12 protein-coding genes are annotated in these 11,055 nt (G+C 69.5%); 11 read left to right on the top strand and 1 reads right to left on the bottom strand.

Annotated elements, in window-relative coordinates; translation table 11 throughout:
* Window positions 1-403: 403 nt before the first annotated feature.
* The 5 genes from ACFOES_RS07835 to ACFOES_RS07815 all read left to right on the top strand — a co-directional run bounded on the left by ACFOES_RS07835 (window position 404) and on the right by ACFOES_RS07815 (window position 5,694).
* Complete coding sequence (locus tag ACFOES_RS07835) at window positions 404-1,528, top strand: extracellular solute-binding protein (protein ID WP_377832646.1); 1,125 nt, start codon at window positions 404-406, stop codon at window positions 1,526-1,528.
* Between the two features lie 128 nt (window positions 1,529-1,656).
* The gene (locus ACFOES_RS07830) at window positions 1,657-2,754 is read left to right on the top strand and encodes an ABC transporter ATP-binding protein (RefSeq protein WP_377832645.1); all 1,098 of its coding nucleotides are present in this window, start codon (window positions 1,657-1,659) and stop codon (window positions 2,752-2,754) included.
* Entirely contained in the window at window positions 2,751-4,169 is a 1,419-nt protein-coding gene (locus tag ACFOES_RS07825) for an ABC transporter permease (protein WP_377832644.1), read from the top strand. Before ACFOES_RS07830 ends, ACFOES_RS07825 begins: the two co-directional genes overlap by 4 nt.
* On the top strand, window positions 4,166-5,005 hold the full coding sequence (locus tag ACFOES_RS07820; RefSeq protein ID WP_377832643.1) for an ABC transporter permease: 840 nt from the start codon (window positions 4,166-4,168) through the stop codon (window positions 5,003-5,005). Before ACFOES_RS07825 ends, ACFOES_RS07820 begins: the two co-directional genes overlap by 4 nt.
* Complete coding sequence (locus ACFOES_RS07815) at window positions 5,002-5,694, top strand: hypothetical protein (RefSeq protein WP_377832642.1); 693 nt, start codon at window positions 5,002-5,004, stop codon at window positions 5,692-5,694. Before ACFOES_RS07820 ends, ACFOES_RS07815 begins: the two co-directional genes overlap by 4 nt.
* 200 nt (window positions 5,695-5,894) lie before the next feature.
* On the opposite strand, the gene ACFOES_RS07810 is transcribed toward ACFOES_RS07815, so the two are convergent.
* Complete coding sequence (locus tag ACFOES_RS07810; protein ID WP_377832641.1) at window positions 5,895-6,455, bottom strand: tetratricopeptide repeat protein; 561 nt, start codon at window positions 6,453-6,455, stop codon at window positions 5,895-5,897.
* Between the two features lie 149 nt (window positions 6,456-6,604).
* On the opposite strand from ACFOES_RS07810, the gene ACFOES_RS07805 reads away from it, so the two are divergent.
* The 6 genes from ACFOES_RS07805 to ACFOES_RS07780 all read left to right on the top strand — a co-directional run bounded on the left by ACFOES_RS07805 (window position 6,605) and on the right by ACFOES_RS07780 (window position 11,052).
* Entirely contained in the window at window positions 6,605-7,000 is a 396-nt protein-coding gene (locus ACFOES_RS07805) for a DUF3775 domain-containing protein (protein ID WP_377832640.1), read from the top strand.
* 147 nt (window positions 7,001-7,147) lie between these two features.
* Window positions 7,148-7,630, top strand: coding sequence for a redox-sensitive transcriptional activator SoxR (gene soxR / locus ACFOES_RS07800; protein WP_377832639.1), 483 nt, complete (start codon window positions 7,148-7,150; stop codon window positions 7,628-7,630).
* Entirely contained in the window at window positions 7,623-8,207 is a 585-nt protein-coding gene (locus tag ACFOES_RS07795) for a histidine phosphatase family protein (protein WP_377832638.1), read from the top strand. Before soxR ends, ACFOES_RS07795 begins: the two co-directional genes overlap by 8 nt.
* A gap of 301 nt (window positions 8,208-8,508) precedes the next feature.
* Entirely contained in the window at window positions 8,509-9,270 is a 762-nt protein-coding gene (locus ACFOES_RS07790; RefSeq protein WP_377832637.1) for a glycosyltransferase family 2 protein, read from the top strand.
* A 56-nt stretch (window positions 9,271-9,326) separates the two neighbouring features.
* The gene (locus ACFOES_RS07785; RefSeq protein WP_377833015.1) at window positions 9,327-9,578 is read left to right on the top strand and encodes a lipid-A-disaccharide synthase N-terminal domain-containing protein; all 252 of its coding nucleotides are present in this window, start codon (window positions 9,327-9,329) and stop codon (window positions 9,576-9,578) included.
* Window positions 9,550-11,052: an ArnT family glycosyltransferase gene (locus ACFOES_RS07780; RefSeq protein ID WP_377832636.1), complete on the top strand. Its 1,503-nt coding sequence runs from the start codon at window positions 9,550-9,552 to the stop codon at window positions 11,050-11,052. Before ACFOES_RS07785 ends, ACFOES_RS07780 begins: the two co-directional genes overlap by 29 nt.
* Window positions 11,053-11,055 lie beyond the last annotated feature (3 nt).

Here is an 11,055-nt window from a genome sequence, read left to right as displayed (position 1 = left end):
AGGTGCGCCGCATATCGTCGGCACGCCTTTGGCGTGACGGGGAGGCGCTTTGGGGGCCGCGCGCTGACCTCGGGCAGACGAGGTATCTGGCCCCATAAACCGCACCGCTCAAGCGTTCGGCGCGCCTCCCCACGGGCAGGCGCCGCGCGTCTCGCGTTCCGCTTTTCGCAAACGCCGGCCCCGCCCGGGGTCACCTCTCTTCTTGCCCTGGCAGGGACCCGCGCGGGCGCTTTGGGGGCTTTGCCCCGTTTCCTCGAGGCCAGGGCTTCGCTGCCGAGGCCGCTCTTCCCAACCGCAACTGTCACATAGTCTTAACCAAACCATCGACTGGACGTCACATGGTTGCACTACGCGCTCTCAAGTCCGGCCGCACGACCCGCGGCCTCAAGGAGAGGAAACACCCATGTCGTTCACCCGCCGCAGCGTTCTCAAGCTGTCTTCCGCCGCGCTCGCCGCGCCGATGATCCTGCGCGCCACCGATGCGCTGGCCTCGTCGGGCTCGGTCAAGGTCTTCGCCTGGCAGGACTACATCCAGCCGAACATCGTCGAGAAGTTCGAGAAAGACACCGGCATCAAGATGGAGCTGACCACCTTCGGCTCGAACGACGAGGCGGAATCGACCGTGCGCGCCAATGGCGGCAAGGGCTTCGACATCGTCTTCCCGTCGATCACCAACGTGCCGGGCTACCTTGACGACAACGGCGACAGCTTCTTCGCCGAAGTGCCGGCCGACGTCACCACCGGCAACATCATCCCGTCCTTCCTGCGCGACAGCGGCACCCTGGGCGGCGTCCATGCCGGCAAGCAGGTCGCGCTGCCCTTCGACTGGGGCACCGAGGGCATCACCCTGAACCACAAGGTCCTGCCGATCGCGGATGCCGACCTGTCCTTCAGCGACCTGTTCCTGCAGGAAGCCGCTAAGGGCAAGGCTGCGTTCCGCCAGAAGTCGGTGATCATGGGCGTCGGCCTCTACCTCGACGCCATCGGCGAAGTGCCGTCGAACCGCATGCTCGACGTCTACAAGTCGGAAGAGGACGCCAACCGCGTCTGGGCCGCCGTCACCAAGTGGATCCTGGCCCACAAGGAAAACATCGGCGCCTTCTGGAACAACGCCACCGAAGCGACCTCGGCCTTCAAGCAGGCCGGCTGCGTCATCGGCCAGACCTGGGACACCACCGGCCTGCTGCTGAACCGCGAAAACGCCGATTTCGTCTACCGCGCGCCGAAAGAGGGCATCATCACCTGGATGGACTCGATGGCCATGCTCAAGGGCGCCGAGAACAAGGAACAGGCGGTCGCCTTCATGAACTTCATGCTGCAGCCGGAAGTCGGCGGCATGTTCGCCAACAACACCGGCTACAACTCGGCCGTCAACGGCGCCGCCGACCACGCCACGGCGGAGTTCAAGACCCAGTTCAACGAGGTCTACACCCCGGCGGTGCTCAACAACATGTGGTGGTGGCAGGCGGATACCGCCTTCTTCGCGCCGATCCGCGACAAATACGTCGAGATCATCACCAACGCCTGATTCGGCGCGGCTGCCCCCTCTCCCCGTGGGGCGCCGGCCTGCACCCCGGCCGACAGGCGTCGGCCGGGGCTTCCCATTGAAACAAGCAAGACGGGTGCGCCCCAGGGGCAGCCCCGCAGGAGCGACAGATGCGCGGCAAGGACGTCACCCTCGAGGGCGTATCGATCACCTATCCCAACGGTTTCACCGCCGTGCATCCGACCGACCTGACGGTCGAGGCGGGCGAATTCTTTTCCATCCTCGGCCCCTCGGGCTGCGGCAAGACGACGATCCTGCGCTCGGTCTCGGGCTTCGTCGAGCCGACGGCGGGCCGGGTGCTGATCGGCGGCGAGGACCAGCGCGGCCGGACGCCGAACGACCGCAACACCGCGCTGATCTTCCAGAACCTCGCCCTGTTCCCGCTGATGAGCGTGCGCGACAACGTCGCCTTCGGGCTCGAGGCGCGCGGCATCTCGCGCCGCGCCCGCCACGACAAGGCCGACGAGCTGCTGGCGCTGGTGGCGCTGCACGACCAGGCCGACAAGAAACCGACCGAGCTCTCGGGCGGCCAGCGCCAGCGGGTGGCGATCGCCCGGGCGCTGGCGGTCGAGCCCGCCGTGCTGCTGCTCGACGAGCCGCTCTCGGCGCTCGACCTCAAGCTGCGCCAGCACATGCGGGCCGAGCTGCGGGCGATCCAGAAGCAGACCGGCGTCACCTTCATCTACATCACCCACGACCAGGGCGAGGCGCTGACCATGTCCGACCGGATCGCGGTGATGAACGAGGGACGGATCGAGCAGGTCGGCACCGGCGACGCGGTCTATGCCGAGCCGGCCACCGCCTTCGCCGCCTCCTTCGTCGGCGAGAGCAACATCCTGGCCGGCCGGATCGACCGCTCCGAGGATGGCTATGCCGCCATCGAGACCGCGCTGGGCGGCTTCCGCGCCCGCAACCCGCAGGGCCTGCCGGCGGGGGCGGGGGCGCTGCTCTTCGTCCGGCCCGAGGCGATGCGGCTGGGCGGCGGCGAGAACACCGTTGCCGGCCAGCTGACCCGGCGCGACCTCGAAGGCCCCTTCGTCAACCTGTTCTTCGCCGCAGGCGGGCAGGAAATCGCCGTCCACCTGACCAATTCCGGCGCCCTGCCGGCGCTCGACGGCGATGTCGCGCTGAGCTTCGCGGCCGAGGACGCGCTGGTGCTGCCCGAGGGCGCGCTGGCGGCGACCGGGCAGGAGATGGCGGCACAATGACCGATCTCATTCGCGGATACGGGCGCGGGCTGGTCGCCGTCTTCGTCGCGGCGGTGCTGGGCTGGGGCCTGATGCTGATCGTGCTGCCGCAGCTGACCATGCTGGAACGCGCCGTCACCCCGCCCAAGCGGGCGCTCGACAGCTCGGTCGCCGCGGCGCTGGAGCGCGACGCGCGGACCTGCATCAACGTGCTCAAGACCTACGAGAAACCCGCCGATGCGGCCCCGGTCAGCAATGGCGGCCTGGCGATCCCGTCGCCGGGCGGCATGGCCGTGCCCTCGGCCAGCGCCATGGCGGTGCCCTCGCCGGGCGGGATGGCGATCCCGTCGATGGGCGGGACCAAGGCCGGGGCGGCCCGGCCCTACATCCTGCAATGCGACCGCAGCGACACGCATATGTCGATGGTCCGCCCGGCCGGGCAGACCGAGTGGCTCGACCAGCTCTACGACCTGCCGCGGATGAAGGTCTCCGACACCGCCCCGATCGCCCGGCAGATCGAGACGGCGCAGAAGATCGCGACGCTGGCCTCCGGGCTGCGCGGCGAGCTGGAGCATCGCGAGGCCAGCGAATCCCAGCTTACCCTGGCCAATTTCCGCACCCTGACCGCGCCGACGATGATCCCGCTCAGCCCCGATCAGAAGGCGGTCGAGGATGCCAAGCTGTCGAACAAGCTGTTCGAGCTGGTCGGGCTGCGCTACCAGCAGGACGGCCATGTCTACAAGCGGCTCGGCCTGATCACCCTGGCGCGGACGCTGGCCTTCGCCGTCGCCGCGACGCTGCTGGCGCTGGTGCTGTGCTATCCCGTCGCCTACAAGGTGGCGCTGGCGACGCCGCCCGACCGGGCCAAGTGGCTGTTCCTCGGCCTCGTCATCCCCTACGCCATCGTCGAGCTGATGCGGATCTACGCCTGGACCGCGATCATCGACAACCAGGGCCTACTCAACAGCCTGCTGATGTGGATCGGCGCGATTTCCGACCCGATCCAGTTCAAGCGCATGGCGGGGACGATCTTCGTCGTCATCGTCTACACCTACGTGCTGTTCATGGTCTTCCCGATCTTCAACGTCATGTCGACGCTGGACCGCAACCAGATCGAGGCGGCCAAGGATCTGGGCGCCAAGCCGTGGCGGGTGCATTGGCGGGTGATCATGCCCCACGCCAAGCCCGGCATCGCGGTCGGCTGCATCGCCACCTTCATGCTCTCGGCCGGCGCCTTCTCGGTGCCGCGCATCATCAGCCGCGGGCTGCAGGCGGAATGGTTCAGCCAGACCATCTACAACAAGTTCTTCGAATCCCAGAACACCAATACCGGCGCGGCCTATTCCTTTGCCTTCACGCTGGTCTGTTTCGCGGTGGTTGGGCTGTTCATGTGGCTCATGCGCACCCGGCTGAAAGACTTCGCGAGGGTCCAATGACATCCAACCGCCTGCTCAACCTCTACATGGCGGCCTTTCTGCTGTTCATGTTCGGCCCGCTGATCCTGATGATCCTGTCGTCGGTCAACGACGCCTCGCCGCCCTCGGTGACCGAATGGCACGGGCTGACCGACAAGTGGTACGCCTTCTTCTGGATGGACGAGGCCCGACTGCGCGCCGATCCGGTGCTGCGCGCCCTCGACCGCGGCCGCTTCGTCGGCTGTTTCGGCAATTCGCTGCAGGTGGCGGCGGCGGTGGTGCCGCTGTCGCTGGTCCTCGGCCTTGCCGGGGCGGTGATGCTGACCCGCTGGCGCAGCAAGGCCAACGGGCTGCTGTGGTGGGTGCTGCTGTCGCCGATGCTGGCGCCGGGGATCGTGCTTGGCCTGTCGGCGCTGGTGTTCTGGGGCCGGCTGGGCGTCAATGCCGGGCTGTTCACCATCATCATGGCACAGGTGACCTTCGTCGCCGGCTACCCGATGCTGATCCTGATGGCGCGGCTGCAGCGCCAGCCGGTCGAGCTCGAAGAGGCCGCGCTCGACCTCGGCGCCTCGCCGTTCCGGGTCTTCCGCCGGATCACCCTGCCGTTCCTGCTGCCGGCGCTGGCCTCGGCCGCCGTCATCGCCTTCCTCGCCTCGATGGAGAACTACAACACGACGATGTTCGCCAAGGGCGGCTCGTGCACCTTCGCCACCGAGATCGGGGCGATGGCGCGCAACCCGAACGGCCACCCGCCGGTGATCAACGCCGTCGGCACCGCGATCATCCTGCTGACGGTGGCGGCGACGCTGGCCCATACCTTTCTTCTCAAGCGCGAGAAGGGTAAGGCGGGGGGATGATCACCGCCCGCTGCCATCCCCTGCTGGAACCGCTGCTGCCCCGCCCTCAGCCGGCGGGACGGATGCTGCCCGACTGGCTGCGCGCGATGCCGTCCGAGGTCGCGGCGCCGTCGCTGGGCGGCGAGCGGGTGCGGACGCTGAAGCATTGCCCGCCGCTGATCGACGCGCTGTCGCTGGGGGTGCTGATCCCCTTGGCCACCGACCTGACCGTCGAGGGCGGAGAGGTCGCCTGGGACTGGGACCCGCCGGTATTGGCGGACGCGCAGATCGCCCGCGCCCCGGTCGGGCTGCACGTGCCCGAGCAGGCCACGGGCGCGCCGCTCAGGCTGGCCGTCGGCGCGGTGCTGAAATTCATGAATTTCTGGACGCTGGAGGCGCCGGAAGGCTGGTCGCTGCTCTTCACCCATCCGCTGAACCGCGAGGACCTGCCGTTCCGCACCCTGTCGGGCGTGGTCGATTGCGACCTGTTCCGCGACGGCTATGTCCATTTTCCGGCGCTGTGGCAGGAGGCCGGGTTCTCGGGCGTGCTGCCCAAGGGGACCCCGGTGGCGCAGGTGATCGCGATCCCGCGTGACGCGCAGGGGCTGGCGGTCGAGACGATGACGCCCGATCAGGTTGACGCCAACCGCCAGGTGCAGCAGGCGCTGCAGGATGCGGCCGGGGTCTATCGCAAGCGGTTCCGGCACTGAAACCATAGAGCGAGAACTGTCCATCCGGCCGTCCGGGGCTTCAGCCCCGGATCGCGCCCGAGCCGCCCCCGTCGTGCCAGAGGCGTGCCTCTGGCACGACGGGGCGCGCGATTGCGCCCACCCCGGGCCGGGCGCGCTTCTCGGGACAAGGTGCAATCGTGTAGAAGGCACCACCCGGCGTGCCGCCGGGCGAAACAGGGTCAGCCCCGCAAATTCAACGGCAGCTTGCCCTTCGACACCCGGCCCAGCGTGGTGATCGCCAGCGCCCGCGCCTCCGGCCGGGCGAGCAGGGCCACGCGCCGCGCTTCCGCCTCGGGCGACCGGGTCTCGGCGGCGACGCGGTAGAGCGCCGCGTCCGCCTCGGCGTCCTGGCCGTCGAGCGGCGCCCAGGCTTCCCGTGCCAGCTCGTAGCGCCCCAGCCGCAGCGCCACCCGGCCGAGATTGCGCCGCGCGTCCGCGTCCGATGGATCGAGCGCCAGCGCCCTTTCGAACCCCTTGCAGGCCAGCGCCAGGTCGCCGGTTTCCAGCGCGCAGCGGCCGATCTCGAACCAGGCATGGGCGTGGGTCGGCTTCGCCGCCACCGCCTTCTTCAGCCAGCTCAGCGCGCCGCGCCAGTCGCCGCGTTCGATCAGCACCCGGCCGAGATTGTAGAGCACCGAGGCATCGGCCTTGCGCGCCCGCGCGGCCCGGCGCAGCAGCTTCTCTGCGCCCGCCCAGTCCTGCGCCGCTAACAGCGCGGGGAGTTTCTCAAGCCCGGTCATGGCCCTGTTCTGCCCGCCCGCGCGCGCTGTCGCAAGGCCTGCCGCCGGCCTGGGGCGCAAACGCGCGAAAAAGCCGCGCCACGTGATCTAAATCAATGGAATGCGGGCGAAAACATTACATATAAGAAGGAAGGACGGGAGAGATAGATATGGCCACGCTTCCCTTTGAATCTACCGAACTGGACGCCCTGCTTCTGCGTCTGAACGCTGTCATGGCGAAGGAGGGGACCGATATTCCCGATGCGGGCGGCAACCCCTCGGATGACGAGGTCGAGGAGACCTTGCAGGAGGTCGAGGGCGATCTGACCGAAGACGAGATCACCCAGGAGATCGAGAGCATGAACGACGAGCAGCAGGATGCGCTCATCGCCCTGTTCTGGATCGGCCGCGGCGATTCCGATCCCGAGGAATGGGACGATCTGTTGTCCCTGGCGCGCGAGCGTCACACCGGGATGGCGAGCAGCTACCTGCTCAGCAAGCCCTTGGTGTCGACCTATATCGCCGACGGGATCGAGCGGCTGCGCGAATCCGGCGAGCTGGACTGAGGTCCGGCTCCCAGGATGCCACAGGGGGCGGAGGTCGGGTGCGGCCCCTCCGCCCCCTTCGCATGTCGCCCCCTTCGCATGTCTGGACTTGCGCAAAACGGCGCGAACTGGGAGGGTTGGCACCTGAAGTTTGCTTGAGGTATGGCGATGGCACGGGTGAGGGCACGCCCCAACGATCTGAGCGTCGGCGAGATGGCGGCCCGGGCCGGCGTGCCGGTCTCGACGCTGCATTACTACGAGGCCGAGGGCCTGATCGAAAGCTGGCGCACGCCGGCCAACCATCGCCGCTACGACCGGCGCGAGCTGCGCCGGGTGGCGATCGTCCGCGTCGCCCAGTCGGTCGGCGTGCCTTTGGCCGAGATCCGCACCGTGCTCGACCGCATCCCGCGCGACCGCGCCGTCAGCGCCGCCGACTGGGCGGCGGCGGCCGAGCCCTGGCAGGCGATGCTGGACGAACGCATCGAGCTGATGCAGCGGCTGCGCGACCAGATGGGCCATTGCGTCGGTTGCGGCTGCCTGTCGCTCACCAACTGCCCGCTCTACAATGCCGACGACCGGCTGGGGGCCAACGGCGCCGGGCCGCGGCGCTGGCTCGGCCGGCCGGAGGAGCGGGAGAGCCTCGATGACTGAGACGCCGCTGCTGCTGATCCTGCGCCACGGCCAGACGACCTGGAACCGCGACGGCCGGATGCAGGGCCAGCTCGATTCGCCGCTGACCGCCCGCGGCCGGGCCCAGGCGGTCGAACAGGGGAAAATCCTGCGCGCCGAGGGGGTGACGGCCGAATGGGATTTCTTCACCAGCCCGCTCGGCCGGGCCCGCCACACCGCCGAACTGGCGCTCGAGGGGCTGGCCGCGGCGCGGCCCGATGCGCGGCTGGCCGAGATCCACATGGGCGACTGGCAGGGGCTGAGCCGCGACGAGGTCGCCGCGCGCTGGCCCGGGGCCGGCTATGACGAGGAGCGGCTGCTCGACTGGTACGACAGCGCCCCGGGCGGCGAGGGCGTGGCCGCGATCACCGCGCGCTGCGCCGCCTTCCTGTCCGAGTTGCGCCGGCCGACCGTCGTCGTCACCCACGGTATCACCTCGCGCTTCCTGCGCGCCGCCCTGACCGGGGGCGATCCGGCCCGGATGACCTCCCCCGGCGGTGGCCAGGGGCTGGTGGCCCGGGTCGCGGACGGTCGGCAGGACTGGCTCTGGGCGCGTTGAGGCGGGGCGGGGCGAAGACCTGTCGGCCCGAGCAGTTTTCCGACCTTCCCACCTGGCACGACGTCGGCAGGGCAGGGGTTCGCCCCGCGCGTTTGCCGCGCGCACCCGGCGGATCGAGCTGCAGCGAGAGAGCGCGCGCCGCCCTGCGGCTCAGGCCAAAGCGGCCCCGGCACGGCGCCGACGCCACAGCCTCGGCCAATCGGCGCCGCCGCCTCGCGATCGGGGGCCGGTCGATTGACACCCCCGCCGGCGCGCCGTAGAGGGGGCGCAGTCGAACGGACGAAACAGGACGGGCCGTGCGGTGAAATCAGTCGCCATCGTGATTCCCATGCATAACGAGGCCGAGGCCGCCGCCCCGCTGATCGAGGGCATCGCCGCGGCCTGCGCCGAGCTGCCCGATTTCGAGATCATCGCCGTCGACGACGGCTCGACCGACGACACTGCCGAGCGGCTGCGCGCCCTGATGGCGACGGTGCCGATGCTGCGCCTGATCCGCCACCGCAAGGCCGGCGGCCAGAGCGCGGCGGTCCATAGCGGCGTGCTGGCGGCCGAGGCACCGATCTGCTGCACGCTGGACGGCGACGGCCAGAACCCGCCCTCGGAACTGCCCAAGCTGTTCCGGCCGTTGCTCGAGGACGCCACCGGCAATGTCGGGCTGGTCGCCGGCCAGCGGGTCAAGCGCCAGGACACGCTGTCGAAGCGGCTGGCCTCGCGCTTCGCCAACGGGCTGCGCAAGCGCATCCTGAAGGACGGGACGCGCGACACCGGCTGCGGCCTCAAGGGCTTCCGCCGCGAGGCCTTCTTGGCCTTTCCCTATTTCGACCACATGCACCGCTACCTGCCGGCGCTGGCCAAGCGCGACGGCTGGGAGGTGGTGCTGGTCGACGTGGCGCATCGGGAACGCGAGACCGGACGGTCGAAATACAACAATTTCCAGCGCGCGCTGGTCGGAATCTCCGACCTCGCCGGCGTCGCCTGGCTGATCCGCCGGCGCAAGAAGGCGCGTCCGAGCGAGGAGCGGCGCCCGGGCAAGGCCGGAACCAGAGCGGGGGGCGGCACGTGATTCACAGTCTGCTTGAATGGTTCGACGTCGACAGCCTGGGCGAATTCACCTGGGTGATGGTCGGGCTCTGCGGCCAGTTGATGTTCACCGCCCGCTTCCTGGTGCAATGGATCGCCTCGGAACGCGTCCGGCGCTCGGTCGTGCCGGTGATGTTCTGGTATTTCTCGATCGGCGGCGGGCTGATCCTGCTGACCTACGCGATCTATCGCCGCGATCCGGTCTTCATGCTGGGCCAGTCGATGGGGATCGTGATCTATGCCCGGAACCTGTGGCTGATCCATGCCGAGCGCAAGCGCAACAGCGTCTGAGCGGGCCGGCTGGCTCGGGCCGGCGCTGGCGGTGGTCGGCGCCGTCACCGCGCTGCGCATCCTGCTGCTGGCCTTCAATCGTGCCGATCTCTTCGTCGACGAGACCCAATACTGGTTCTGGGGTCAGGAGCTGGCCTTCGGCTACTATTCCAAGCCGCCGCTGATCGGCTGGGTGATCCGGGCCTTCACCACGCTGGCGGGCTCGGACGGCCAGTTCTGGGTCCGGCTGCCGGGACCGCTGTTCCACGGGGCCACCGCGCTGCTGCTCGGCGCCGTCGCGGCGCGGCTCTACGGCCGGCGGGCGGCGGTCTGGGTGGCGGCGGGCTACATCACCCTGCCGATGGTGGCGCTGGCCAGCCTGACGATCTCGACCGACACGATCATGTTCCCGTTCCTGGCGCTGGCGCTGCTGCTGTGGCTGCGGCTGGGCGAGCGGCCCGCTCCGGACCGGCGGCACGAAACCGGGCTGGCGCTGGCCTGCGGCCTCGCGCTCGGGCTGGGCTTCATGGCGAAATACGCCGCCGTCTACTACCTGATCTGCGCCGGGATCGCCGCGCTGGTCGCGCCGGCGCTGCGGCCGAGCCGGCGGGCGGCCGGGCTCGGCCTGCTCGCCTTCCTGCTCACCCTGTCGCCCAACGTGATCTGGAACGCGCTGATGGGCTTCCCGACGCTCTATCACACCGAGCACAATATCGGCTGGGTCAAGGCGCCGGCCAAGCGGGCCGGGCTGCACTGGGATAAGCTGGCCGAGTTCCTGGCCAACCAGTTCGCCGTGGTCGGGCCGGTGGTCTTCGCCCTGCTGCTGCTGATCGCGCTGCGGGCGTTGGGACCGGGCAGGCGGGGCCACCTGGGCCAGAAGGGCCGGCTGCTGCTGGCCTTCTCGCTGCCGATCCTCGCCATCATCTGCGTCCAGGCGCTGCTGTCGCGGGCCTATGCCAACTGGGCGGCGGCGGCCTACCTGGCAGGCACGGTGCTGGTCTTCGCCCGGGCCGGGCGCTTTCCCAAGCTGGCGGCGATCGCGATCAACGCCGCCGTCTGCCTGGCGCTGCCGGCGATGACGATCTGGCCCGAGGCGGTGGTGATGCGCGACGGCCGCTACGCCATGCACCGCTATCTCGGCCGCGCCGCCCTGTCCGACTGGATCATCGCCGAGGCGCAGAAGGTCGGCGTGAGCACCGTCGTCGCCTCGCGCCGCGATATCCTGGCCGACCTGTTCTATAGCGGCCGCGACAGCGGGCTGCGCTTCTATTCCACCGATCCCGACGGCCCGCCGCAGGACCATTACGAGCTGACCCACCCGTTCCCCGACGAGATGACGGGAGAGGTGCTGCTGGTCCAGACCGGTGAGGGCCAGCTGGCCTGCGACCCCGACGAGAAGCCGCAGGCCGAGACCACGCCGCAGGTCGGCGCCTATCGCGGCTTGCGCATCGCGCTCTACAAGGTGCCGGCGCGCTGTGCCCGCGACGAGGATTGACGC

Origin of the sequence: Acidimangrovimonas pyrenivorans, from assembly GCF_042643245.1 — a bacterium.
In the GTDB taxonomy this organism is placed as follows: Bacteria; Pseudomonadota; Alphaproteobacteria; order Rhodobacterales; family Rhodobacteraceae; genus Acidimangrovimonas; species Acidimangrovimonas pyrenivorans.
This window is presented reverse-complemented; position numbering and strand designations above follow the sequence as displayed.